Origin of the sequence: Erwinia rhapontici (genome assembly GCF_012271765.1) — a bacterium.
GTDB classification, from domain to species: Bacteria; Pseudomonadota; Gammaproteobacteria; order Enterobacterales; family Enterobacteriaceae; genus Erwinia; species Erwinia rhapontici.
Genome location: NZ_VRKO01000005.1, coordinates 93746 through 118557, shown reverse-complemented (window position 1 = coordinate 118557; position 24812 = coordinate 93746). Strand labels below are relative to the sequence as shown.

Here is a 24812-nt window from a genome sequence, read left to right as displayed (position 1 = left end):
ACACGCGCCGGGTCAAACAGAGAGGCGAGGCATGCCTCGCCACTACGGGGGTATCACCGTTACTGTCGGGCCTCGCTCTTACGGGGTATCACCTTTGCTGTCGGGCCTCGCCACTACGGGGTATCACCGTTGCTGTCGGGCCTCGCTCTTACGGAATATCACTGTACCTGTAGGGGCCGGGCATGCCCGGCCCGGGCAAAAATGATACGCTGTACCCCTATCCTCACCATCGCACACATTCAGGAGAAACTATGTCTCGCGAAATCAGTACGGAAAACGCCCCCGCCGCTATCGGCCCTTATGTTCAGGGTGTGGATCTCGGCAGCATGATCTTCACGTCAGGCCAGATCCCGGTCGATCCGAAAACCGGCGCTGTGGCGGACGATATTGCCGCGCAGGCACGCCAGTCGCTGGAAAATGTGAAAGCGATTGTTGAGGCCGCGGGTTTGAAAGTGGGTGATATCGTCAAAACCACCGTGTTCGTGAAAGATCTGAATGACTTCGCCACGGTGAATGCCACCTACGAAGCCTTCTTCACTGAGCACCAGGCCAGCTTCCCGGCACGTTCGTGTGTGGAAGTGGCGCGTCTGCCAAAAGATGTGAACATCGAAATCGAAGCGATCGCTGTACGTCGTTAAGCGAACGTCGTGAATCGTTGTACGGGTCGATCAACGATCGACCCGCCGTTATTTCCCGTTGCGCAATAATTTCTCCACCGGATACACCAGCGCAATCACCACTTCATCCTGGCTGAGCGCCGCCTGATCCAGCCGCTGATGCATCTTCGCCACTTCACGAGCGCCAAAAGTTTGTTCCTTTTCCATCGCATCCAGCAGTGACAGCCCCATCTGACTGATCTCTGCCACCTGCCCTGCCACCGGCAGCAGCGGCCGTAGCTGCGGGTTCTGCGCCAGCACCGGCTCTACCAGCGGAATATTGTGCTGCCACTGCAGAAGCTGACGGCGGATCGCCTGCGCCGCCTGTCGGTCACCCCGATTGGCGATCAGCGCGTCCACCTGCTGATCCAGCTCACGTACTTTGTTGCTTTCGGATGGCAGCACATCGGCCAGCCGGTTCAGCGGTTCAGCCTGCGTGTAATGTCCGGCCTGATATTTCAGATGCTGTCGGGTATAGAATTGCGCAGGCTCCAGCGCTTCAGCGAAGATTTGCAGCGGCACCGTGTCACTACTGTTGGCCAGACGCATCATCTGCAACTGCGTCTCCGCGTGCTGTTGCAGACCCACCGACACGGCGGACCAGCTATCAACCGCCGCCAGGCGCTGATACATATTCTGCTCATCCGTCACATCAGAGGCCGACCACAGCCGCTCTGCCACCACAAATGCCCGCGGCCACAAACGGACGTCAATCACGTTCTCATCGACGATTTCGCTCCACAGCGCCGCTTCCCCGCCCAGCAGGTTATTTCGCAACTGGGCATCATCCGGCAGTACCGGTTTTATACCCTGCGGAGGCTGCGGCAGCCTGCTGCCCACAGTGGGATAGCGCACGTTACCGATGCGCCAGTAGCCGCTCATGTTGTCGCCCGCCAGGGTGAGCACTGGACGAAGCTCGCCCATCCAGCTGTCGACACGGAAGGTAAACTGGGTGGGCGACAGCCAGCGGATCTCCCGCACCATACGCCGCGAGCGCCCTTCGAAATCAATAAATCCGCGCCATCCACCAACGGCATCAATCAGCGTAAAGCTGCCTGTAAGCGGCTTACCCTTAAGACGTGGCAGCGTAAATTGCCAGCTCTGTGCTGTTTCGCCCTCTTTGATCCGATCGGCATCGTTCAGTCCCTGCGGCCAGACTTCATTGCGATAATGGAACGCCGCAGGCTGGGCCTGATCGAGATAGAAGCCGGTAGAAAGGATGCCGCGATAGTTGTTTTTTGCCACTTCACCCAGCGCATCCGGTCCGCGCCAGGATTGGATCAGAATGCTGCGCGGCAGATCGGGATGATAGATTTCATCCCAGCCGATCATCTGTCGCTGGTGTTTTTCCAGGATCTTCTCCACCCGTTGATTGAAATATGCCTGCAGTGCATGACTGTCTTTCAACCCTTTCTGCTGCATAAACTGAGCGATAGCCTCAGAGTTATCCCACTGGCTGGGATCCACTTCATCGCCACCAATATGCAGATAAGGATCGGGGAAGATGGCGGCCACCTCGCCCACCAGCGTATCAATAAACTGATAAACCTGTTCGCGGGACGGATCGAGCAGCGGTTTAAAGACGCCCCAGCCACGTTCCATTTGATAAGGCCCCGGTGCCGCGATCAGTTCAGGCATCGCCACCGCCAGTGCCGAAGCGTGCCCCGGAAAGTCAATTTCCGGCACCACACGCACGCCACGATGGGCGGCATAGCTGACGATATCGCGCATCTGCTGCGGGCTGTACCACAGTCCGTCGCTGGCTTTTTCCTGCAACTGTGGGAAATGACTGGAACCAAAACGCCAGCCCTGGTCGTCGGTCAGGTGCCAGTGGAAGACGTTCATACGCGCAGCGGCGATGCCATCAATCTGGCGTTTCAGCGTCTCAATGGGCATAAAGTGGCGGGCAGAATCAATCAGGATCCCGCGCCACGGAAAGCGCGGGTGGTCATTAATCGTCACCAGGGGCACCGTGCTGTTATGCACCAGTTGCAGCAGCGTTTCCATGCCGCGCATCGCGCCAAAACGGGTGGCTGCATCCAGTGTGATGCCGTCGGCGCTGACCACCAGCCGGTAGCTCTCATCGCTGTCCGGTTGAGGAATAGCGGCAACCTGTCGGGCGATACGGATCTGTAATGACGTGGCACTGGCGGAAATCGGCAGATCAGGGTTACCGGTCTGACGCGCCAGGCGTTGCTGCCAGCGCGGGATTGCCTCGTGCAGGTTATCGCCCTTAACCTGAATCGCCAGCGGCATGGTCAGGGCCAGATTTCCCCTACCCTCTGGCTGCTCTACCTGCTGCGGCCAGGGCATCAGCGGGAGTTTCCCTGCCGGGTCGGCAGCCACAGTGAATGGCAGAAACAGGGAACAGGCAAGCAACAGCGGGCGCAGTGACCATGGCATATCAGGGCATCCTTTTTTTGTGATGACCTCATAAAACATAATTCGCGTGTTACATCAAGTTACATCTCACGAAACGAATTCCATAAGGCGCAGGCGCCGTTAACGTTTTGATGCTATCCGGGCGGTGATGTCAGGAGAACAGTGCCGCCAGATCGTCCTGACTGAAACTGGAGGGTTCACTCAGCTCGTCGTCGAGGATCTCTCCGGCCAGCTCGGCTTTTTGCTGCTGCATCGCGACGATCTTCTCTTCAATGGTATCGGCCGCGATCAGCTTATACACAAAGACCGGTTTATCCTGCCCGAGGCGATAAGCGCGATCGGTGGCCTGATTTTCAGCCGCCGGGTTCCACCAGGGATCGTAGTGGATCACCGTGTCGGCCGCCGTCAGGTTCAGCCCAACTCCGCCCGCTTTAAGGCTGATCAGAAACACCGGGACTTCGCCCTGCTGAAAACGCCGTACCGGCTCAGTGCGATCGCGGGTGCTGCCCGTCAGGATGACATAAGGAATGCGCGCTTTCTGTAACTCTTCGGCGATGATGCCCAGCATGGTGGTGAACTGCGAGAAGATCAGGATGCGCCGATCTTCTGCCAGCAGGTCATGCAGCATCTCGCGCAGCAGCGCCAGCTTGGCAGAGTGTTTCACCCGCTCGGCGCGCGGATCGGACATCAGACGCGGATCGCAGCAGATTTGGCGCAGTTTTAGCAGGGCATCCAGCACCAGCAGATGGCTGCGTCCCGGCCCCTGCTGCTGCATCGCTAACTGTACGCGGTCCTGCATGGCGGCACGCACCTGGTCATACAGTTCTCGTTGCGCACCGTCCAGAGGCACGCTGCGCACAATGGTATTTTTCGGCGGCAGCTCTTTGGCGACCTCCTGTTTACGGCGGCGCAGCATAAACGGCCGTACGCGCTTCGCCAGCAGCTCACGCCTGACTTTATCGCCATTGCGTTCTACCGGAATACGCCAGTTCTGGGTGAAGTCGCGTTCGCTGCCGAGGAAGCCCGGCAGCAGGAAATCAAACTGCGACCACAGCTCCCCGAGGTGATTTTCCAGCGGGGTTCCGGTCAGGCAGAGACGATGCCGCGTCTTCAGGGTGCGGATTACCGAGGCGGCACGTGAGGCGCTGTTCTTCACGTACTGCGCCTCATCGAGGATCAGCAGATGATAATAGTGCGCCACCAGCTGCGGCTGATCGCGCCACAGCAGTGAATAGGTGGTGATGACCACGTCGTACTGTTCCATCTGATCGTAAAAGTCTTTGCGCTGCGGCCCGGTCAGCGCCAGTACTCGCAGATCGGGGGCAAAGCGCCGTGCTTCACAGCACCAGTTATGGACCAGCGTGGTCGGCACCACGATCAGTGCAGGACGATCGAGGCGCCCGGCTTCTTTTTCCAGCAGCAGGTGGGCCAGCGTCTGAATCGTTTTCCCCAGCCCCATATCATCGGCCAGTATGCCCGCCAGCTGATGCTCACGCAGGAACTGCATCCAGTTCACGCCCTGCTGTTGATAATCGCGCAGGGTGGCCTGCAAGCCAACAGGCGGGGCAATGGCCTGTACACCGCTGTGCCCGTTCAATCGCTCTGCCAGCTGATGGACCGCGTTGTCACCGTCAAATATCCAGCGATTACGATCGCCGGACTCGCTGAGACGCCCGATATCCCAGGCGGCCAGTCGCAGCGGTTGATGCGCGCCAAACAGATCAATCAGATTGCCCACCAGCGGCTTTAGCTGACCCGCGCGAAACAGCAATCGCTGATTCTTATCGTCACGCATCTCAATCTGTTCGTCATCATCAATCAGACGCAGATTGCCGGACATCCAGCGGCGGTCACGCTCAAACAGCTTCGCCAGCAGCGGCTCCAGGCGCACGCGTCGGCGGCCAATTTTCATCGCCAGCTCAAGATCGAACCAGCCGTCCTCGCCCTGTACTGCGCGCCCTTCAATCGCATCAACGTCCGAGACGTTCCAGGTGAAATCATCATCCATGCTGATGCGCCAGCCGCGTTTGCGCAGCGCCGGCAGGCCTTTTTTAATGAAATCACGCCACTGCGGCGGCGATGCCGGGGCGAAGATCGCCGGGGGCAACGGAGCTGGCGTATAAATATGCCCGGCGGGGATGGCATTCAGCCCGACCGTGTCGATCTGCGCCAGCCAGGACTGCTCCTCTTCCGTATGGCGCTGAACGTGGTAGCGCAGGCCATTTCGATCGGTAAAGTTCTCCGCCCGGCTTCCTGCATCAACGTTCACGCCTGCGTAGTCAAAGCTGACGGAGGCAAAATCGAGGCGCTTCTGGCGATGACCATAATGACCATAGCCGCTGATAAATTTGGCACGTGATTGCAGTTGCAGCACCGGGACAGGCACTGCCTCAATGGTTTTGAGGGCCACTGCCGCTGTCGGCTGGCGGGGTTGCAGGTTCGCCAGCATCAGCGCCGCGACATGCTTACAGTTATTTTTTACAGCACAGCTGCACTCCCCGCTGGCCAGCAACCTGCCCTGGGGACGACTGAAATGCACGATCACGCTGAAAGGTTCCGCTTTACGTCCCGGCAACTCACCGGTCAGCAAATTATTTTGCCACTGCAGATTCTGTACGCTGGCGACCAGATCGCGCGCCCGGGCCACGGTACGTGCACCGAGCCAGCGAATGACCTGTTTTTCGTTATAAGCGACAGACGACATCAGACAGTATCCCTGAGAGACCAGAGCAAAATGGATTTCGCTCTATGGCAACCGGCAATAGTAGTGATTCCTTTGGGTTGAATGCAACCGCCACAGCACACCTTGATGGCAAAAAATAGCGTATAACCACACAAAACCTTAACCGACGTTGACCATCGCTTATCTTTGCTGCGCTGCTGTCAGATCTTTGCCTCAGGTCAATAAAACGGCGTTTAAATCTGATCGCAACACTATATATAGCGTTTACTATAGCCATCCAAACCCACATATAGATTTTCTTCATTCAGGAGAGCGGCGGTGGCAACTCAGGTAATCAAGCGGGACGGCTGTCAGGTCGCCTTCGATCCAGCGCGTATTGAGACGGCAATCCGTGCCGCTGCACAGGCTGCGAAAATTAACGATGACGACTACTGCGCCACCGTCGCCAGTCAGATTAGCGCCCAGCTCACCGCCCGCCCGAGCGTGGATATCGCGGAGGTTCAGCGCGCGGTTGAGAACCAACTGATGGCAGGCCGTTATCCGCAGCTGGCACGCAGCTATATTGAATATCGCCACGATCGCGACGTGGCCCGCGAGCTGCGCGGTCGGCTGAACCATGAAATTCGCGGTCTGATTGAACAGAGCAACCCGGCACTGCTGAATGAAAATGCCAACAAAGACAGCAAAGTGATCCCGACCCAGCGCGATCTGCTGGCCGGCATCGTCGCTAAGCACTATGCCCGTCAGCATATGCTGCCGCGCGATGTGGTCAGCGCGCATGAACGCGGTGAGATCCACTATCACGATCTCGACTATTCGCCGTTCTTCCCGATGTTTAACTGTATGCTGATTGACCTGCGCGGCATGCTGACCCATGGCTTCAAGATGGGGAATGCCGAGATCGAACCGCCAAAGTCGATCTCCACCGCGACCGCCGTTAGCGCACAGATCATCGCCCAGGTGGCCAGCCATATTTACGGCGGCACCACCATTAACCGCATCGATGAGGTGCTGGCCCCGTTTGTGGAAGCGAGCCTGGTGAAACATCGTGCCACTGCGCAGCAATGGCAGGTGGCGGATGTCGAAGCCTATGCCCAGACACGCACCGAGAAAGAGTGTTACGACGCGTTCCAGTCACTGGAATATGAAGTGAATACACTGCATACCGCCAACGGCCAGACGCCGTTTGTCACCTTTGGGTTTGGCCTTGGCACCAGCTGGGCGGCGCGCCTGGTCCAGCAGTCGATTCTGCGGAACCGCATTGCCGGGCTGGGGAAAAATCATAAAACGGCGGTGTTCCCAAAACTGGTCTTTGCTATCAAAGCCGGACTGAATCAGGCCGCTGGCGAGCCCAACTACGATATCAAACAGCTGGCGCTGGAGTGCGCCAGCAAACGCATGTATCCGGATATTCTCAACTACGATCAGGTGGTCAAGGTCACAGGATCGTTTAAAACCCCCATGGGCTGCCGCAGCTTCCTGGGCGTGTATGAAGAGAACGGCGAGCCGATCCACGATGGCCGTAACAATATCGGCGTGATCAGCCTTAACCTGCCGCGTATTGCGCTGGAGGCACAGGGTGATGAGAGCCGCTTCTGGACGCTGCTCGACCAGCGTTTGTTGCTGGCAAAGAAAGCCCTGATGACACGCATCGCCCGGCTGGAAAATGTGAAGGCCCGCGTGGCACCCATCCTCTATATGGAGGGCGCATGCGGGGTGCGCCTGAAAGCCGATGACCCGGTGGCACCTATCTTCCGTCACGGCAGAGCCTCCATTTCTCTGGGCTATATTGGCATTCATGAAACGCTGAATGCCCTGAGCGGCGGCAGTGTGCATCCTTATGATGATGCGCAACTGCGCGCCAAAGGGCTGGAGATTGTTGCCCGACTGCGCGCCGCCGTCGAGGCATGGAAAGAGGAAACGGACTACGGCTTCAGTTTGTACAGTACGCCCAGTGAGAACCTGTGTGACCGTTTCTGTCGCCTCGATGCCGCCGAGTTCGGCGTGGTACCGGGCGTCACCGATAAGGGCTACTACACCAACAGCTTCCACCTCGATGTGGAGAAGAAGGTCAATCCGTACGACAAAATCGACTTTGAAGCCGGTTATCCACCGTTAGCGAACGGCGGTTTTATCTGTTACGGCGAATACCCTAACATTCAGCACAACCTTAAGGCGCTGGAAGACGTCTGGGATTACAGCTACAGCCGGGTGCCTTATTACGGCACCAATACGCCTATAGACGAGTGCTATGAGTGCGGTTTTACCGGCGAGTTTGAGTGCACCAGCAAAGGTTTTACCTGCCCGAAATGCGGTAACCATGACAGCACTCGCGTCTCGGTGACGCGGCGGGTGTGTGGCTATCTCGGCAGTCCTGATGCCCGTCCGTTTAACGCCGGGAAGCAGGAGGAGGTTAAACGCCGGGTGAAGCACCTGGGTAACGGTCAACTGGGGTGAACATCCATCAGTACTACCCGGTGGATATCGTTAACGGCCCCGGTACGCGCTGCACGCTGTTTGTCGCGGGCTGCGTGCATGAATGCCCCGGGTGCTATAACAAAAGCACCTGGCGGCTGAACTCCGGGTTACCGTTCACCCTTCAAATGGAAGAGCAGCTGATTGCCGATCTTAACGATACGCGTATTCCGCGCCAGGGATTGTCGCTGTCAGGTGGCGATCCGCTGCATCCGGCCAATCTGGCGGATGTCGGACGGCTGCTGCGCCGGGTGCAGCGTGAGTGTGCTGGCAAAGATATCTGGATGTGGACAGGTTACCGCCTGGAAGAGCTGAGCGCAAAGCAGCAGCAGGTGGTCGCCAGCGTGAATGTGCTGATCGACGGGAAGTTTATTCAGGCACTCAAAGACCCGGCGCTGCTGTGGCGCGGCAGCAGCAACCAGGTGATTCATAATTTACGTTGAGATCAGTAGGTCATGCAGGCGGCGTTCAGTATCCCCACGCCGGTAGACACCCCACCGAGGAACAGCCCCGCTGACAGGTGATTATCCTCAATGCGGCGGCTGATATCCGACATAAACAGGCGCACGGCGGTAAATACCAGCAGTTGCACAACCAGCGCCACTGCACCCCAGACCAGATAATCCAGCAGGTTAACGGAGTTAATGGCCACGCTGGCCAGCGGAATAATGTAACCCAGCAGTGCCCCGATGAACCCTGAAGTCGCCGCCAGATTATTCTCTTTAATCAGACGCCATTCGTTGTGCGGTGTAATGCGGGTATAGATAAACAGAAAGATCAGTACCAGCGCGCCGCTGGTTAAAAAATAAGAAGCAAAAGCGAGTAAGGAGTGCAGCGTGGCCATGAGATCGTCCTGAAAAGTGGGAGCTTAATGGGGAATTATCATAGGGTGCGGTATACATAAACACCAGCGACCTGCGTCTTCTTTACCTTTGTGTGCCCTATGTTCCCTTCTAAAATCATCCACCTGTGCCCCTCGCTGTGCCCCTGAATTTGCTTTTCAGCACCAGTGAACCACACTTACTGCGCATTTAAATGAAACTCACAGGAGGAAATATGAGCAAGAAAATTGCGGTGCTGATTACCGATGAATTTGAAGACTCAGAATTTACTTCTCCCGCAGAGGCGTATAAAAAAGCCGGCCACCAGGTCATTACCATTGACAGTGAAGCGGGTAAAACTATTACTGGTAAGCAGGGTAAAGCCAGCCTGAAGGTCGATAAAAATATCGATGATGTCCATCCGGCCGAGTTTGATGCGCTACTGCTGCCCGGCGGCCACTCCCCGGACACGCTGCGCGGCGATGACCGTTTTGTCGCCTTCACCAAAGCCTTTGTTGCACTGGGCAAACCTGTCTTCGCTATCTGTCACGGGCAACAGCTGCTGATCAGTGCCAATGCCGTACGCGGTCGCAAAATGACCACGGTGAAACCGGTGGTGATTGATTTGAAAAATGCCGGTGCTGATTTCTACGATGAAGAGGTCGTGGTCGATAACGACAGGCTGGTCACCAGCCGCACGCCGGACGATCTCCCCGCTTTTAACCGCGAATCGCTGCGTATTCTTAACGCCGCATGATGCTTCGGGCCAGCTCCGGCTGGCCCTTGCTGCCCCCCTGCCTCTCCCTCTCTGCCAACATATACGCTAAAGTAGCCGTACTGTTTTTTATCTGAGAAACCCTATGAGCGCGGCTGCACCCGGGGACTGGCGACTGTATATTCTGCGAACCGCTAAAGGAATGCTGTACACCGGCATCACCAATGACGTGGCCAGGCGTTTTGCCCAACACCAGAGTGGTAAAGGCGCAAAAGCATTGCGCGGTAAAGGACCGCTGGTGTTGGTATTTCACTGTGAGGCAGGGGATCGTTCGCTGGCGTCGAAGCTGGAATATCAGGTTAAGCAACTGAAAAAACCACAGAAGATCAGGCTGGTAGAACACCAGCCTGTATCACTTGTTCAATGGCTTGCTGCGCTCAGAAGCGATTAAAGGGCGCGGAGAACTCGATGCGGCCTTCAACGCCATCAAAGGCGTCATCCGCCAGCTTGTACACCTGAAACGCCGCTTCAGTGCCTTCCCAGCGGCAGTGCAGCTGGTGGCGTGCAGCCGGTTCAAAGCCATAAGGACCGTAGAAAGCGGGATCGCCCAACACCACAACGGCGGCATAGCCAAACTCATTCAACGTATCCAGCCCTTCGTAAATCAACTGTTTACCCACGCCCTGCCTGCGAACGCTTTCATCAACCGCCAGCGGCGCTAATCCTACCCACTGCCGATCTTCATCGTTGAGCGTGACCGGGCTGAAGGCCGCATAGCCCAGCACCTGGCCATCGTCATCTGTTGCAACGACACCGAGGGTTAATAGCCCATCTTCCCGCAGTTGCTGCACCAGTTCCGCTTCCGCAGAGGTTGGGAAGCTACGGCGCAGCAGGCTGTCGATGCTCGCCGCATCGATGCCAATTTCTGAACGAATTAACATGTGGCACCTGCGCGATCCGCCGGGGGAATCGCGTCCTCTTTCATTCCGGCCTCAATAAAATCAGCCAGTTGCATAAGCCCGATGCGTAGCGGCGCTGGCATGGCGTCCAGATCTATCGCATCCATCATATTTTTGACTTCCAGGCCCAGTTCCGTATCACCCTCAATCAGTAAACGGCGCTGGAAAAACAGAGTGTCCGGATCCTGCCTGCGGGCAGCGATCAGCGCCAGGTCATTGGCATTGCCGCGAAACCAGACATCAGCCTCCTCACGTTCAGCGACCCGAAGCTGCCCCTGTTCCAGCGTGACTGACCAACGGAGTTCAAGGTCCTTGACCTCAATCCCCAGCCAGCGCCCTTCAAGGAAGTCCAGCTCGCCTTCCGCCAGCGCCTGCTGAAACTGCCAGCGTAACAGTGCCTGTAATAGCGGCTTCTTCACTGCAAACGGGGTAAACCGCAGTGGGAAACGCAGTAATTGCGGCCCGTGACGGACACAGTGGCTGCGTAGCGGGTTCAACACCATTATCACTCCTTACGAATAAATTTCAGCTATTTTGCCACAGCAGCAAAAAGCGTCTGACGGCTGGATCAACAAAGTGTGCGAACTCTATGAGTTTTATCAGGGTACACGAACACCATCAATACGCCATTAGCTGCCTTAAATCAAAATTTGTCTCGGCCTTCCTCACTAAACTCTTCAACTCTTCTGATTAGTTGGATCGCTTCTTATGGAACTTCTCTGCCCGGCCGGAAATCTTCCGGCACTGAAGGCCGCCATCGAAAATGGTGCCGACGCGGTGTATATCGGCCTGAAAGATGAGACCAATGCCCGCCATTTTGCGGGGTTGAATTTCACCGATAAACGCCTGCAGGAAGCCGCAAACTACGTGCATCAGCGTAAACGTAAACTCCATGTGGCCATTAACACCTTTGCCCATCCCGATGGCTACCAACGCTGGCAGCGTGCGGTGGATATGGCCGCAGATGCGGGTGCTGATGCCTTAATCCTGGCAGATATTGCCATGCTGGCGTATGCCGCAGATAAATATCCTCATATTGAACGCCATGTTTCGGTACAGGCGTCTGCCACTAATGCCGCTGCCGTACGCTTTTATCAGCGTAACTTTGATGTTGCACGCGTGGTATTGCCACGAGTGCTATCGATGCACCAGGTGCGCCAACTGGCGCGTGACACTACCGTTCCACTCGAGGTGTTCGCGTTTGGTAGCTTGTGCATTATGGCGGAAGGACGTTGTTATCTTTCGTCTTACCTGACCGGCGAGTCGCCCAATACCGTCGGTGCCTGTTCCCCCGCGCGCTTCGTTCGCTGGCAGCAAACCCAGGCAGGCCTGGAATCCCGTCTGAACGAAGTGCTGATTGATCGTTATGACAACGGAGAAAATGCCGGTTACCCCACGCTGTGCAAGGGTCGCTATAAGGTAGATGAGGCGCGCTATCATGCGCTGGAAGAACCCACCAGCCTGAACACGCTGGCACTCTTACCTGAGCTGATGGCAGCCAATATTGTCTCCGTCAAAATTGAGGGACGTCAGCGTAGCCCGGCCTATGTTGAACAGGTGGCGCGTATCTGGCGCCAGGCCATCGATCGCTGTAAAGCTGACCCGCAAAATTTCACCGCACAGCCGCAATGGATGGCGGCGCTGAGTGCGCTGAGTGAAGGCACTCAGACAACGCTCGGTGCTTATCACCGCCAGTGGCAGTAGGAGATATCATGAAATACTCACTGGGTCCGGTACTGTGGTACTGGCCAAAAGAAACGCTGAATGCCTTTTATCAGGCTGCCGCCAGCAGTCAGGCTGACGTCATCTACCTCGGCGAATCTGTTTGCAGCAAACGCCGTGCAACGAAAACCGCTGACTGGTTGAGTATGGCGAAGTCGCTGGCCTCCGCTGGTAAACAGGTCGTTCTGAGCACTCTGGCACTGGTGCAATCCCCTTCTGAACTGACGGAACTGAAGCGCTATGTCGATAACGGCGAGTTTCTCATTGAAGCTAATGATGTGGGTGCGGTGACGCTGGCAAATGAAGCGGGCGTGCCTTTTGTCGCCGGACCTGCGCTAAATGTGTATAACGCCGTTACGCTGCAACTGCTGCTGAAAATGGGTATGACCCGCTGGTGTATGCCGGTGGAACTGTCGCGCGACTGGCTGGTGCAATTACTGAAGCAGTGTGATGAGCTGGGCATTCGCCAGCAGTTTGAGGTCGAGGTGTTGAGTTACGGTTATCTGCCGCTGGCGTACTCTGCCCGCTGCTTTACTGCCCGCTCTGAAAATCGCAGCAAAGATGAATGCCAGACCTGCTGCATTGACTACCCGCAGGGGCGACGTGTTCGCACTCAGGAAGACCAGCAGGTGTTCGTCCTGAACGGGATCCAGACCATGAGCGGCAATTGCTATAACCTCGGCAATGACCTGATCTCAATGCAGGGGCTGGTCGACATTGTGCGTCTTTCGCCGCAGGATGCAGAAACGTTGTCGATGGTGGATCGGTTCCGCGCAAACGAAACAGGCCATCAGCCACTGATGATGGCACGCAGCAATGAGTGTAATGGCTACTGGCGCCGCGTTGCAGGGCTTGAGTTGGTCAGCTAAATAGCTGTTTCATTCTGGCAGATGATGGATAATACTTTGATTGGCTAGCAGCCTAACTATCCGCAGGCACTATTGTTTCGTCTGTTCTGTGCGCACTTTATTTCTTGAGTGCTGCAAACGGACAATAACAGGGACAACAGATCCCGTAGCCTGTCGTTTTTGCACATGGCGCAGTGTCGGCCGTTAGACAAAGTGAGCAACTATGCCTGATAAAAAAAATGTTCCTCTTTCCGTACTGGATCTTGCCCCTATCCCACAGGGGGCATCCGCACGCGATGCTTTTCATTCATCACTCTCTCTGGCACAGCAGTCAGAAAAACTTGGCTTTCATCGTTACTGGCTGGCCGAACACCATAATATGACCGGGATCGCCAGTGCAGCGACGTCGGTGCTGATAGGTTATCTGGCGGCAAATACGCAGACGCTGCGTTTAGGCTCTGGTGGTGTCATGCTGCCAAATCATGCACCGCTGGTGATTGCAGAACAGTTTGGTACGCTGGAGTCACTTTATCCTGGCCGTATCGATCTTGGTCTGGGGCGTGCGCCGGGTTCTGACCAGCGTACAATGCTGGCACTGCGCCGCCATATGGCGGGTCACGTCGATAACTTCCCCGCCGACGTAGCGGAGTTGATCCGCTGGTTTGATCATTCCGGTGACGAGATGCCGATTGTCCAGCCCGTTCCGGGAACCGGGCTGAAAATTCCCGTCTGGCTGCTCGGATCCAGCCTTTACAGTGCTCAACTGGCAGCACAGATGGGCTTGCCGTTCGCTTTCGCCTCCCATTTTGCCCCGGAAATGCTGTTACAGGCGCTGGATCTGTACCGTGACAACTTTAAGCCGTCAGCGCGGCTGGAGAAGCCGTACGCGATGGTGTGCGTTAACGTTGTCGCCGCCGACAGCGAACGTGATGCGCGCTTCCTGTTTACCTCCATGCAACAGCAGTTTATTAACCTGCGCCGTGGCAAGCCAGGCCCACTGCCAGCACCGGTGGAAAATATGGATAATTTGTGGTCACCGTCCGAGCAGTACGGCGTGCAGCAGGCGCTGAATATGTCGGTGGTCGGCGATAAAGAGAAGGTGCGTCAGGGGCTGGCCGCATTGATGCGCGAAACGCAGGCGGATGAGGTGATGGTTAACGGCCAGATCTTTGATCCCCAGGCTCGCCTCTACTCCTTCGAGCTGGCGATGCAGGCACGTAACGCCTTGTAGATTCTGAGGGCGAGGCGTGCCTCGCCACTACATGATCAGAGATGGATGGCACAAATCGCAGATATAAAAAAACCAGCCCGAAGGCTGGTTTTTTATTGGGCATCAGTGATTACGCATCACGACGACGGGTAGGTGCTGCGCCGCCTTCAGTGCGTGGACCACGGCTGGTGCCACCTAGACGACGTTCGCCGCCACGGTCATTGCTGAAACGACGACCGCCTTCAGCACCACCGCGTGGAGCGCCGCCTTCACGACCTGCGCCAGAGCCGAAGCCACCACGTGCAGGGCCGCCTGGACGACGTTCGCCGCCACGGTCATTGCTGCGTGGCTGTGCATCACCAATCAGCTGCATATTCATGGGTTTGTTCAGAATACGCGTACGAGTGAAGTGTGACAGAACTTCGCCCGGCATGCCTTTTGGCAGTTCGATAGTAGAGTGAGTACCGAACAGCTTGATGTTACCGATGTAACGGCTGCTGATATCGCCTTCGTTAGCGATAGCGCCAACGATGTGACGAACTTCAACACCATCATCACGGCCCACTTCAATGCGGTACACTTCCATATCGCCAACATCACGACGTTCACGACGCGGCGCATCACCACGTGCTTCACCACTGCGTGCTTCGCGTGGTTCACGTGGACCACGGTCCGGACGGTCACCACGGCGATTGTCACGGCTGTCATCACGGTCACGGAACTGGCTGCGTGGACGCTGTGGTGCATCAGCTGGAACGATCAGTGGACGTTCGCCCTGAGCCATTTTCAGCAGTGCGGCGGCCAGTGTTTCGATATCCAGCTCTTCTTCTGGCTGCATTTTAGCCAGCAGAGCACGGTACTGCTCCAGATCGCTGCTTTCCAGCTGCTGCTGAACTTTAGCAGCAAACTTAGCCAGACGACGCTCACCCAGCAGTTCTGCATTTGGCAGTTCTACTTCTGGAATAGTCAGCTTCATGGTGCGTTCGATGTTACGCAGCAGGCGACGCTCACGGTTCTCAACGAACAGCAGAGCACGGCCAGCACGACCCGCACGACCGGTACGGCCGATACGGTGAACGTAAGATTCTGCGTCCATCGGGATGTCATAGTTAACAACCAGGCTGATACGCTCAACGTCCAGACCACGGGCAGCAACGTCAGTCGCGATCAGGATGTCCAGACGACCATCTTTCAGACGCTCCAGCGTCTGCTCACGCAGTGCCTGGTTCATGTCACCATTCAGTGCAGCACTGTTGTAACCGCTACGCTCCAGCGCTTCAGCCACTTCCAGCGTAGCGCTTTTGGTACGCACGAAGATGATTGCAGCATCAAAGTCTTCAGATTCCAGGAAACGAGTCAGTGCATCAGTTTTACGGCCATAGGCAGTCCAGTAGCTCTGGCTGATATCAGGACGTGTCGTCATGCTTGACTGGATACGCACTTCCTGCGGATCTTTCATGAAGCGTTTGGTAATGCGGCGAATCGCTTCTGGCATGGTAGCAGAGAACAGAGCAGTCTGATGATTGTCTGGGATCTGAGCCATGATAGTTTCAACGTCTTCGATGAAGCCCATACGCAGCATTTCATCGGCTTCGTCCAGCACCAGACCGCGCAGGTTAGACAGGTCTAACGTGCCGCGTTTCAGGTGGTCAAGCAAACGGCCAGGTGTACCCACAACAACCTGTGGTCCCTGACGCAGAGCACGCAGCTGCACGTCGTAACGTTGGCCGCCGTAAAGGGCCACCACGTTCAGACCGCGCATGTGTTTGGCGAATTCGGTCATCGCTTCAGCAACCTGAACCGCCAGTTCGCGGGTCGGTGCCAGCACCAGAATCTGTGGCGCTTTAACGGTAGGGTCAATGTTGTGTAATAAAGGCAGCGAGAATGCTGCAGTTTTGCCACTGCCGGTCTGTGCCATACCCAGAACATCACGGCCAGCCAGCAGATGAGGAATACACTCAAGCTGGATTGGAGATGGCTTAACGTAGCCCATGCCGGTCAGTGATTCGAGGAGGTCGGCGTTCAGGCCAAGGTCAGCAAAAGTAGTTTGGATATCAGTCATGTAGTACACGTGCCTCTTAGATTGCGGCGGCCAGTCTACATAACTCGTCGTGAAAATTTTCAGTCATTTTCATCAAAAAGTGTGAACCGGCTCAAATTAGTGGTTTCGACGAACAAAAAGGCCCTCATCCGCTAAGATGATGACTTTTCGAAAATTCGGGCAATAAAAGTTCGTCAGCTATTGCTGGTCAGATTCTGATAAATCGTCTTGTGTCTGGCCGAGTAGCGCCAGCTCCAACAATGCATATCGATGCTCAACAAAGTTGTGAACGTTGTTGGCGACCGTCAGCTTGAACAACGCTTGAGCGTTGTCCTTCTCCCCCAGACTTAGGTAGTACTTACCTAAATAGAAGTTGGTTTCACTGAGATGTTCAGCGAGCGAGGTGTTATCCGTTGCGTCCGCCTGGAGCCGTTCAGTCAGCGTTTTTTCGCTGATATCGCCCAGGTAGAACTCGACAATATTCCATCCCCATTGTTCCTTCACCGCTTTTTCGTAACGCTGCTTGAGCGAAACTTTTGCCTGGTCTGCGTTGATCTCACGTTCAGTAAGATACAGCCACAGGCTACGGAAGGGATCGTTAGGATCGTCTTGATAAAACGCCAGCAGATCATCTTGCGCCAGTTTAAATCTTCCGCCGTAATAGAGAGCGATACCTCGATTTAAACGCGCATAATTGTAAGTTGGATCAAGCTCAAGTACAGAATCGAACGCTTCATAGGCAGCATCAAAATTGCCTGCCTGCGTTAAATATATGCCTAAGTAATTGAATACTTCGGGCATATCTGGTCGGATAGACAGCGCTTGTGAAAAATCATTTCGCGCCAGTGCTCTCAGACCGAGACTATCATACAACACTCCGCGCTCATATAACAGCTGTGCGCGTTCATCATCGGTCAATGACCGACTGGCAAGTATTTGTTCCATACGAGCGAGAATGACTTCCTGTTGCAGCGTAGGCTGCAATGGAACTGCCAAAACTTCGTTCTTACGCCAATCGGTGTTGCTGCATCCTGCCAGCGTCAAAGCTGTCGCAACAATACACCAGCGCAAAAATGGCTTCATTTACCACTCCCGAAAACAAACATAGGGACGAGCATCCTGTCATCCGCCTGCCGTTCACAAGGCCATCCCGCCCTCGCGTTATAACAATCCTCCGCATCCGAAGATGCAGAGGACTCAATGGTAATGCTTTTATTCTGCTTCAGGTGCTGGTGCTGCAGGAGCTTCAGCTTCAGGCTGTGCCTGTTCGCTGGCTTCTTTGATGCTCAGGCGTACGCGACCCTGACGGTCAACTTCCAGTACTTTCACTGGCACTTCCTGGCCCATCTGCAGGTAGTCAGTCACTTTCTCTACACGCTTATCAGCGATCTGAGAAATGTGAACCAGACCTTCTTTACCACCACCGATAGCGACGAAGGCACCGAAATCAACGATACGGGTCACTTTACCGTTGTAGATACGGCCCACTTCGATTTCTGCGGTGATTTCTTCGATACGACGGATAGCAAATTTCGCTTTCTCACCGTCGGTCGCTGCGATTTTAACGGTACCATCATCTTCGATTTCAATGGTGGTGCCAGTTTCTTCGGTCAGCGCACGGATAACAGAACCACCTTTACCGATCACGTCTTTAATCTTATCAACGCTGATCTTGATGGTGTGAATACGTGGTGCAAACTGAGAGATATCGCCACGCGGAGTGCTGATAGCCTGTTCCATCACGCTCAGGATATGCAGGCGCGCACCCTTAGCCTGGTTCAGTGCTTCCTGCATGATTTCGCGGGTGATACCTTCAATTTTAATGTCCATCTGCAGCGCGGTGATACCTTCACGGCTACCGGCTACTTTGAAGTCCATGTCGCCCAGGTGATCTTCGTCGCCCAGAATGTCAGACAGAACAACAAAGTTGTCGTTGTCTTTTACCAGACCCATCGCGATACCGGCTACGGCCGCTTTGATGGGTACACCAGCATCCATCAGTGCCAGAGAAGCACCACACACGGACGCCATTGAAGACGAGCCGTTAGATTCGGTGATTTCAGACACAACGCGTACGGTGTACGGGAACGCATCGCCTTTTGGCATCACTGCCAGCACACCGCGTTTCGCCAGACGACCGTGACCAATTTCACGACGCTTAGGCGAACCGACCATACCGGTTTCACCGACAGAGTACGGAGGGAAGTTGTAGTGGAACAGGAAGTTGTCAGTACGCTCGCCCATCAGTTCGTCAAGGTTCTGCGCATCACGGGCAGTACCCAGCGTTGCGGTAACCAGTGCCTGAGTCTCACCACGGGTGAACAGTGCTGAACCATGAGTACGTGGCAGAACGCCGGTACGCACATCCAGACCACGGATCATGTCTTTTTCACGGCCATCGATACGTGGCTCACCGCGCAGAATGCGGCTACGCACAACGTTCTTCTCCAGCGTGTGCAGGATGTCGCTGATTTCGCCAGCGTCCAGGGTCTCTTCTTCCGCCAGCAGTGCTGCTGTGGTTTCAGATTTGATCACGCCAACCTGGTTGTAACGTTCCTGTTTTTCAGTGATGCGGTACGCATCGCTCAAACGAGCTTCAGCCAGTGCAGCAATACGCGCGTGTAACGCTTCGTTGACAGCTTCTGGCGTCCAGTCCCAACGTGGTTTGCCTGCTTCAGCGACCAGTTCGTTGATGGTATCGATAACGATCTGCTGCTGGTCGTGGCCAAACACCACCGCACCCAGCATCTGATCTTCGCTTAACAGCTCAGCTTCAGACTCAACCATCAGCACTGCGCCTTTCGTACCGGCAACCACCAGGTCCAGCTTGCTCTCTTTGAGTTCGTCGGTGGTTGGGTTCAGTACGTACTGATCATTCAGGTAACCGACGCGTGCCGCACCGATTGGACCGTTGAATGGCAGGCCAGACAGCGCCAGAGCAGCAGAAGCACCGATAAGCGCAACGATGTCCGGGTTAACCTGTGGGTTAACAGAAACAACGGTCGCGATAACCTGCACTTCGTTTACGAAGCCTTCCGGGAACAGTGGGCGAAGCGGGCGGTCAATCAGACGAGAGGTCAGTGTTTCGCCTTCGCTTGGACGGCCTTCGCGACGGAAGAAGCTGCCCGGGATACGACCAGCAGCATAAGTACGCTCCTGGTAGTTAACAGTCAGTGGGAAGAAGTCCTGACCTGGCTTAGGCGTTTTGCGGCCTACAACGGTGACGAACACTGCGGTGTCGTCCATGCTTACCATTACGGCTGCCGTTGCCTGGCGGGCCATCATACCGGTCTCAAGTGTGACGGTGTGCTGACCATACTGGAATTTTTTGACGATCGGATTCAGCAAAATTAGTTCCTTAACTTCAGGGCCGGTAGTTTTTTATACCGACCGTGGATTTCTAATCTTCATTCTTGCATCCTCGCGACTAATGACAACCCTGATCCCAGATGGGATAAAGCCTCTCATTAGCCGCGCGAACCTCTGCAACTGAAGATCACACTCACCAACAATACAATAGTTTGCGTTTAATTGCTGCCGCTTGCTTGAAAAAAGGGGCCATAAAGGCCCCTTTCCAGCGAAACTCGCACCAGGTTGTCCGATTACCCACTTTAGTGTTCAGATGTTCTGAAACCGTGGCGGGACAACCTGTAAGAATTAGCGACGCAGACCCAGACGTTCGATCAGGCTGGTGTAACGTGCAACATCTTTACGCTTCAGGTAATCCAGCAGCTTACGACGCTGGGAAACCATACGCAGCAGACCGCGACGGCTGTGGTGGTCTTTCTTGTGCTCAGAGAAGTGACCCTGCAGGTGACTAATCTGTGCGCTCAGCAATGCAACCTGAACTTCAGTAGAACCACTGTCATTTGCGCCACGACCGAAATCAGCAACGATCTGTGCTTTAGTTTCAACACTTAGAGACATGAGACAACTCCAAAAATTAAGATAAATGTACAGGCGCCGATCTCTAATTCAGCCACCCAGTGTAAAGCCGCGCCATTCTACTCTTAGCGCCAGACAAGCGCAAATTTACCCGTCATATTTCGAGCAGCAGATGCGTTGGCTACGCTCGCTCACCCCGGTCACATAGTACTCTATGCTCCCTGGGATTCACCAACTTGCCACCTTCCTGCAACCCGAAATATTTTGGGGAATGCTAGTCGAAATATTCTACAACCAGCCGGCGTGGCGCCACACGCCCATCTTCAGCGATTTCCGCCATGCCGATAAATTTCTGATCGTCGCCTTCCGTCACGCGTACCAGCCCACTGGCGGGGGCACCCGCCGCCTGAACAGGCATACCTTGCTTGAAGTAAGCCGCTACCGAACTCAGCAGGTTCACTACCGGGTACTCGGCCGCAGGGCTGTCCATTGGCATCAACAGGGCGTCCAGCAGGTCAGCGGGAAGCTGTTCGCTACGGTGTGCTTCTTCCGTCAGCGCACTCAACTGCTCCAGCGTAACCATTTTTTCGATCGGATAGGTGGCAACCTGCAAACGGCGCAGATAAGTGACATGTGCGCCACAGCCAAGCTTTTCACCGAGATCGTCGATGATAGTGCGAATATACGTCCCTTTCGACACGTGGATTTCCAGCTCAAGTTCATTGCCTTCATGGCGAATAAACAACAGCTCGTACACCTGAATGCTGCGCGATTCACGCGGCACTTCAATGCCTTCACGGGCATATTCGTACAGCTTACGGCCCTGATATTTCAGTGCCGAATACATCGACGGGATCTGCTGCGTAACTCCGCGGAAACTTTCCAGCGCCTGTTCAAGTGCTTCTGCCGTAAACGCCACCGGACGCTCACTGACAATGACACCATCCGCATCCGACGTATCAGTGCGCTGCCCCAGGCGGGCTATCACACGGTAACGCTTATCAGATTCCAGCAGATACTGGGAGAATTTCGTCGCTTCCCCCAGACAAATCGGCAGCATGCCTGTCGCCAGTGGGTCCAGCGCACCGGTATGACCGGCACGATTGGCGTTATACAAACGTTTCACTTTCTGCAGTGCATCGTTGGAGGACAAGCCCGTAGGCTTATCCAGCAACAGCACACCGTGGATATCGCGACCGCGACGGCGAGGACGACTCATTACTCTGCTTTACCTTCTTCCTGATTTTCTTCTGCCGGACCGCGACGCTCTTCGTCATTTCTGACCACGTTAGTCACCAGGTTAGACATGCGCATCCCTTCAACCAGCGAGTTATCGTAGAAGAAAGTCAGTTCAGGCACGATACGCAGGCGCATCGCTTTGCCGAGCAGCGTACGGATATAGCCAGAAGCGTCACCGAGGGCGCGCAGGCCACCTTTGATTGCGGCTTCATCTTTGTCGTTCAGGAAGGTCACGAACACTTTGGCATAGGCCAGGTCACGCGACACATCAACACCTGAAACTGTGACCATCATGCCAAGACGTGGGTCTTTAATCTCACGCTGCAAAATGATAGCAATCTCTTTTTGCAGCTCTTGAGAAACGCGCTGAGGGCGACCAAATTCTTTCGCCATAATATTATCTCTCTATAAAGAATTGGGAGGCCAGAAGCCTCCCAAATATTAGTGTTGCTGATTGCGGTCGTCGACTTAGTCGATGGTACGCTGGATTTCGATAATTTCGAATACTTCGATCATATCGCCAACACGTACATCGTTGTAGTTCTTCACGCCGATACCACATTCCATGCCGTTACGGACTTCGTTAACGTCATCTTTGAAGCGGCGCAGGGATTCCAGCTCGCCTTCATAGATAACCACGTTGTCACGCAGTACGCGGATTGGGTTGTGACGTTTGATGTTACCTTCCGTCACCATACAGCCCGCGATAGCACCAAATTTCGGTGATTTGAACACGTCACGTACGGCAGCCAGACCGATGATCTGCTGTTTGTACTCAGGTGCCAGCATGCCGCTCATCGCTGCTTTCACTTCGTCAATCAGATTATAGATGACGGAGTAGTAACGCAGATCCAGGCTTTCGGAATCAATCACGCGGCGCGCAGATGCATCGGCACGAACGTTGAAGCCCACCAGGATTGCGTTAGACGCTGCTGCCAGTGTGGCGTCGGTTTCAGTAATACCACCCACACCAGAACCGATGATTTTCACTTTCACTTCATCAGTAGACAGCTTCATCAGGGATTCGGAGATAGCTTCAACAGAACCCTGTACGTCAGCTTTCAGCACGATGTTCAGTTCAGACACTTCGCCTTCGGTCATGTTCGCAAACATGTTTTCCAGCTTAGATTTCTGCTGACGAGCCAGCTTAACTTCACGGAATTTGCCCTGACGATACAGTGCTACTTCGCGTGCTTTCTTCTCGTCACGTACGACGGTCGCTTCATCACCCGCTGCCGGCACACCGGACAGGCCAAGGATCTCAACCGGAATAGATGGGCCTGCAGTCAGTACTTCGCGGCCCAATTCGTCACGCATCGCACGGACACGGCCGTATTCGAAGCCACACAGAACGATATCGCCTTTGTTCAGCGTACCTTCACGAACCAGTACAGTTGCAACCGGGCCACGACCTTTATCCAGGAAGGACTCGATAACCACACCGCTTGCCATGCCCTGACGTACTGCACTCAGTTCGAGGACTTCCGCCTGCAGCAGGATAGCATTCAGCAAGTCATCGATACCGGTACCGACTTTAGCTGAAACGCTAACGAACATGTTTTCGCCGCCCCACTCTTCCGGAATGATACCGTATTGAGTCAGTTCAGTTTTAACACGGTCTGGATCAGCTTCAGGCTTATCGCATTTGTTCACCGCAACGACAACCGGCACTTTGGCCGCTTTCGCATGCTGGATCGCTTCGATAGTCTGTGGCATCACGCCATCGTCAGCCGCAACCACCAGGATAACGATATCCGTTGCCTGAGCACCGCGGGCACGCATTGAAGTAAACGCTGCGTGGCCTGGGGTATCCAGGAAGGTGACCATACCGTTGTCAGTTTCAACGTGGTAAGCACCGATATGCTGAGTAATGCCGCCCGCTTCGCCAGAGGCGACTTTGGTGGAGCGAATGTAGTCCAGCAGAGATGTTTTACCGTGGTCAACGTGACCCATGATAGTCACGACCGGAGCACGAGACTCATGCACCGCATCGGTATCACGGTCACTCATTACCGCTTCTTCCAGCTCATTTTCGCGGCGCAGAGTCACTTTGTGACCCATTTCTTCCGCTACCATCTGAGCCGTTTCCTGGTCGATGACCTGGTTGATGGTGGCCATAGCGCCCATTTTCATCATCGCTTTGATGACCTGGGAGCCTTTCACCGCCATCTTGTTAGCCAGTTCCGCTACGGTGACAGTTTCACCGATGATAACGTCACGGTTAACAGCCTGAGCTGGCTTGTTAAAGCCCTGCTGCAGGGTGCTTGGTTTACGTTTGCCGCCTTTGCCGCCACGAACCTGAGCACGCGCTTCTTCACGGTCAGTTTTCGCTTCAGAATGCTTGTTGCCTTTCTTGCGAACAGGGGCTTTAGCTGGACGTGTAGCAGTACGAGTACGACGGTCACCTTCGACCTGTGCGTCATTTTCGTCTTCTGCTGCACGAGCGTGAGTTGAAGTAGTAACGTGGTAATCAGAAGTGTCTTCCACTTCTTTAACCTGCGTCCACTCTTCGCCTTTCTCTTCCGCCATTTTGCGTGCTTCTTCGGCTACGCGCTTCGCTTCTTCTTCGATCTTGCGACGCGCTTCTTCTTCAGCTTTACGCTTCAGTTCTGCCGATTCCGCTTCGCGGCGGGCTTTATCGGACTGAGAAGCCCGGGTTGTTTCGTCGGTATGTTGATTGCTCACTTTATCTTTTTCCGCTGCATCACGTTTGGCTTTATCAGCTGCCTCACGTTTGGCCTGCTCCTCGGCTTCACGCTTCGCTTTGTCTTGAGCTGCGCGCTGGGCTTGTTCTTCAGCCTCGCGACGAGCCAGTTCTTCCGCTTCACGCTCTGCCTGGGCTTCCGCTTCTGCTTGTTCAGCATCAGCCGGATCGCCTTTTACATAAGTGCGTTTTTTGCGGACTTCGATTTGCACCGACTTACTTTTGCCCCCGGTGCCTGGAACATTCAAGGTGCTGCGCGTTTTGCGCTGCAGAGTAAGCTTACCAGATCCACCGCCATGTTCGCGGTTCAGATGGGTCAGCAAAGTCTCTTTTTCATGCTGGGTAACAGAGTCAGTCTCAGACTTTTGGATCCCTGCATCAGCAAATTGCTGTACCAGGCGTTCTACCGGTGTCTGAATCTCTGCGGCCAGGGATTTTACGGTTACATCTGTCGTCATGCTGTTCCTTCCTG

General features: G+C 55.0%; 21 protein-coding genes. 8 read left to right on the top strand and 13 right to left on the bottom strand.

Annotated features, from left to right (window positions below):
• Positions 1-251: 251 nt before the first annotated feature.
• Complete coding sequence (ridA, locus tag FVB43_RS03720; protein WP_133844004.1) at positions 252-638, top strand: 2-iminobutanoate/2-iminopropanoate deaminase; 387 nt, start codon at positions 252-254, stop codon at positions 636-638.
• A 48-nt stretch (positions 639-686) separates the two neighbouring features.
• Here ridA and FVB43_RS03715 read toward each other — a convergent pair whose 3' ends face one another.
• Both FVB43_RS03715 and FVB43_RS03710 read right to left on the bottom strand, forming a co-directional pair.
• Complete coding sequence (locus FVB43_RS03715) at positions 687-3059, bottom strand: beta-N-acetylhexosaminidase (protein WP_167863391.1); 2373 nt, start codon at positions 3057-3059, stop codon at positions 687-689.
• A gap of 130 nt (positions 3060-3189) precedes the next feature.
• Positions 3190-5742 carry a DEAD/DEAH box helicase gene (locus FVB43_RS03710; RefSeq protein ID WP_167863390.1) on the bottom strand — a complete coding sequence of 851 codons (2553 nt, stop codon included), beginning with the start codon at positions 5740-5742 and terminating at the stop codon, positions 3190-3192.
• A gap of 297 nt (positions 5743-6039) precedes the next feature.
• Between FVB43_RS03710 and nrdD the strand changes: the two genes are divergently transcribed.
• Entirely contained in the window at positions 6040-8178 is a 2139-nt protein-coding gene (nrdD, locus tag FVB43_RS03705) for an anaerobic ribonucleoside-triphosphate reductase (RefSeq protein WP_167863389.1), read from the top strand.
• Complete coding sequence (gene nrdG, locus FVB43_RS03700) at positions 8175-8639, top strand: anaerobic ribonucleoside-triphosphate reductase-activating protein (protein ID WP_167863388.1); 465 nt, start codon at positions 8175-8177, stop codon at positions 8637-8639. The genes nrdD and nrdG overlap by 4 nt, the downstream gene beginning before the upstream one ends.
• Positions 8640-8641: 2 nt before the next feature.
• On the opposite strand, the gene FVB43_RS03695 is transcribed toward nrdG, so the two are convergent.
• Positions 8642-9040, bottom strand: a complete 399-nt coding sequence (locus FVB43_RS03695; protein ID WP_133844014.1) for a DUF350 domain-containing protein — start codon at positions 9038-9040, stop codon at positions 8642-8644.
• A gap of 212 nt (positions 9041-9252) precedes the next feature.
• On the opposite strand from FVB43_RS03695, the gene FVB43_RS03690 reads away from it, so the two are divergent.
• Both FVB43_RS03690 and FVB43_RS03685 read left to right on the top strand, forming a co-directional pair.
• Positions 9253-9774, top strand: coding sequence for a type 1 glutamine amidotransferase domain-containing protein (locus FVB43_RS03690; protein WP_159337322.1), 522 nt, complete (start codon positions 9253-9255; stop codon positions 9772-9774).
• Positions 9775-9877: 103 nt separating this feature from the next.
• The gene (locus FVB43_RS03685; protein WP_133844018.1) at positions 9878-10183 is read left to right on the top strand and encodes a GIY-YIG nuclease family protein; all 306 of its coding nucleotides are present in this window, start codon (positions 9878-9880) and stop codon (positions 10181-10183) included.
• Here FVB43_RS03685 and FVB43_RS03680 read toward each other — a convergent pair.
• Together FVB43_RS03680 and ubiT are read right to left on the bottom strand one after the other, a co-directional pair.
• Positions 10170-10673, bottom strand: coding sequence for a GNAT family N-acetyltransferase (locus FVB43_RS03680; protein ID WP_159337321.1), 504 nt, complete (start codon positions 10671-10673; stop codon positions 10170-10172). The genes FVB43_RS03685 and FVB43_RS03680 overlap by 14 nt on opposite strands.
• Positions 10667-11191 (bottom strand): ubiquinone anaerobic biosynthesis accessory factor UbiT, encoded by a 525-nt coding sequence (gene ubiT, locus FVB43_RS03675; protein ID WP_133844242.1) that lies wholly within the window; start codon positions 11189-11191, stop codon positions 10667-10669. Before ubiT ends, FVB43_RS03680 begins: the two co-directional genes overlap by 7 nt.
• A gap of 208 nt (positions 11192-11399) precedes the next feature.
• On the opposite strand from ubiT, the gene ubiU reads away from it, so the two are divergent.
• The 3 genes from ubiU (at position 11400) to FVB43_RS03660 (ending at position 14492) form a co-directional block, all read left to right on the top strand.
• The gene (gene ubiU, locus FVB43_RS03670; protein ID WP_133844022.1) at positions 11400-12395 is read left to right on the top strand and encodes a ubiquinone anaerobic biosynthesis protein UbiU; all 996 of its coding nucleotides are present in this window, start codon (positions 11400-11402) and stop codon (positions 12393-12395) included.
• Between the two features lie 8 nt (positions 12396-12403).
• A complete protein-coding gene (locus FVB43_RS03665) occupies positions 12404-13282 on the top strand; it encodes a U32 family peptidase (protein WP_133844024.1) in 879 nt (292 codons plus the stop codon).
• 202 nt (positions 13283-13484) lie between these two features.
• The gene (locus FVB43_RS03660) at positions 13485-14492 is read left to right on the top strand and encodes a luciferase-like monooxygenase (protein WP_133844026.1); all 1008 of its coding nucleotides are present in this window, start codon (positions 13485-13487) and stop codon (positions 14490-14492) included.
• 109 nt (positions 14493-14601) lie between these two features.
• Here FVB43_RS03660 and FVB43_RS03655 read toward each other — a convergent pair whose 3' ends face one another.
• The 8 genes from FVB43_RS03655 to infB all read right to left on the bottom strand — a co-directional run bounded on the left by FVB43_RS03655 (position 14602) and on the right by infB (position 24798).
• Positions 14602-16533, bottom strand: a complete 1932-nt coding sequence (locus FVB43_RS03655) for a DEAD/DEAH family ATP-dependent RNA helicase (protein WP_167863387.1) — start codon at positions 16531-16533, stop codon at positions 14602-14604.
• A gap of 16 nt (positions 16534-16549) precedes the next feature.
• The gene (yrbN, locus tag FVB43_RS24830) at positions 16550-16606 is read right to left on the bottom strand and encodes a protein YrbN (RefSeq protein ID WP_100229640.1); all 57 of its coding nucleotides are present in this window, start codon (positions 16604-16606) and stop codon (positions 16550-16552) included.
• Between the two features lie 104 nt (positions 16607-16710).
• The gene (gene nlpI, locus FVB43_RS03645; protein WP_133844030.1) at positions 16711-17595 is read right to left on the bottom strand and encodes a lipoprotein NlpI; all 885 of its coding nucleotides are present in this window, start codon (positions 17593-17595) and stop codon (positions 16711-16713) included.
• 129 nt (positions 17596-17724) lie between these two features.
• The gene (gene pnp / locus FVB43_RS03640) at positions 17725-19860 is read right to left on the bottom strand and encodes a polyribonucleotide nucleotidyltransferase (RefSeq protein ID WP_133844032.1); all 2136 of its coding nucleotides are present in this window, start codon (positions 19858-19860) and stop codon (positions 17725-17727) included.
• Between the two features lie 309 nt (positions 19861-20169).
• Positions 20170-20439, bottom strand: coding sequence for a 30S ribosomal protein S15 (rpsO, locus tag FVB43_RS03635; RefSeq protein ID WP_133844034.1), 270 nt, complete (start codon positions 20437-20439; stop codon positions 20170-20172).
• 232 nt (positions 20440-20671) lie between these two features.
• Entirely contained in the window at positions 20672-21616 is a 945-nt protein-coding gene (gene truB, locus FVB43_RS03630) for a tRNA pseudouridine(55) synthase TruB (RefSeq protein ID WP_167863386.1), read from the bottom strand.
• Positions 21616-22029 (bottom strand): 30S ribosome-binding factor RbfA, encoded by a 414-nt coding sequence (rbfA, locus tag FVB43_RS03625; RefSeq protein ID WP_133844038.1) that lies wholly within the window; start codon positions 22027-22029, stop codon positions 21616-21618. The genes truB and rbfA overlap by 1 nt, the downstream gene beginning before the upstream one ends.
• Before the next feature lie 75 nt (positions 22030-22104).
• Complete coding sequence (gene infB, locus FVB43_RS03620) at positions 22105-24798, bottom strand: translation initiation factor IF-2 (protein WP_133844040.1); 2694 nt, start codon at positions 24796-24798, stop codon at positions 22105-22107.
• Between the last annotated feature and the right edge of the window lie 14 nt (positions 24799-24812).

Excerpts from the sequence above, each read along its gene's own strand:
- ridA (WP_133844004.1), top strand. The coding sequence starts at position 252 with ATGTCTCGCGAAATCAGTACGGAAAACGCCCCCGCCGCTATCGGCCCT.
- FVB43_RS03715 (WP_167863391.1), bottom strand. The coding sequence starts at position 3,059 with ATGCCATGGTCACTGCGCCCGCTGTTGCTTGCCTGTTCCCTGTTTCTG.
- FVB43_RS03710 (WP_167863390.1), bottom strand. The coding sequence starts at position 5,742 with ATGTCGTCTGTCGCTTATAACGAAAAACAGGTCATTCGCTGGCTCGGT.
- FVB43_RS03695 (WP_133844014.1), bottom strand. The coding sequence starts at position 9,040 with ATGGCCACGCTGCACTCCTTACTCGCTTTTGCTTCTTATTTTTTAACC.
- FVB43_RS03690 (WP_159337322.1), top strand. The coding sequence starts at position 9,253 with ATGAGCAAGAAAATTGCGGTGCTGATTACCGATGAATTTGAAGACTCA.
- FVB43_RS03685 (WP_133844018.1), top strand. The coding sequence starts at position 9,878 with ATGAGCGCGGCTGCACCCGGGGACTGGCGACTGTATATTCTGCGAACC.
- FVB43_RS03680 (WP_159337321.1), bottom strand. The coding sequence starts at position 10,673 with ATGTTAATTCGTTCAGAAATTGGCATCGATGCGGCGAGCATCGACAGC.
- ubiU (WP_133844022.1), top strand. The coding sequence starts at position 11,400 with ATGGAACTTCTCTGCCCGGCCGGAAATCTTCCGGCACTGAAGGCCGCC.
- FVB43_RS03665 (WP_133844024.1), top strand. The coding sequence starts at position 12,404 with ATGAAATACTCACTGGGTCCGGTACTGTGGTACTGGCCAAAAGAAACG.
- FVB43_RS03660 (WP_133844026.1), top strand. The coding sequence starts at position 13,485 with ATGCCTGATAAAAAAAATGTTCCTCTTTCCGTACTGGATCTTGCCCCT.
- FVB43_RS03655 (WP_167863387.1), bottom strand. The coding sequence starts at position 16,533 with ATGACTGATATCCAAACTACTTTTGCTGACCTTGGCCTGAACGCCGAC.
- nlpI (WP_133844030.1), bottom strand. The coding sequence starts at position 17,595 with ATGAAGCCATTTTTGCGCTGGTGTATTGTTGCGACAGCTTTGACGCTG.
- rpsO (WP_133844034.1), bottom strand. The coding sequence starts at position 20,439 with ATGTCTCTAAGTGTTGAAACTAAAGCACAGATCGTTGCTGATTTCGGT.
- truB (WP_167863386.1), bottom strand. The coding sequence starts at position 21,616 with ATGAGTCGTCCTCGCCGTCGCGGTCGCGATATCCACGGTGTGCTGTTG.
- rbfA (WP_133844038.1), bottom strand. The coding sequence starts at position 22,029 with ATGGCGAAAGAATTTGGTCGCCCTCAGCGCGTTTCTCAAGAGCTGCAA.
- infB (WP_133844040.1), bottom strand. The coding sequence starts at position 24,798 with ATGACGACAGATGTAACCGTAAAATCCCTGGCCGCAGAGATTCAGACA.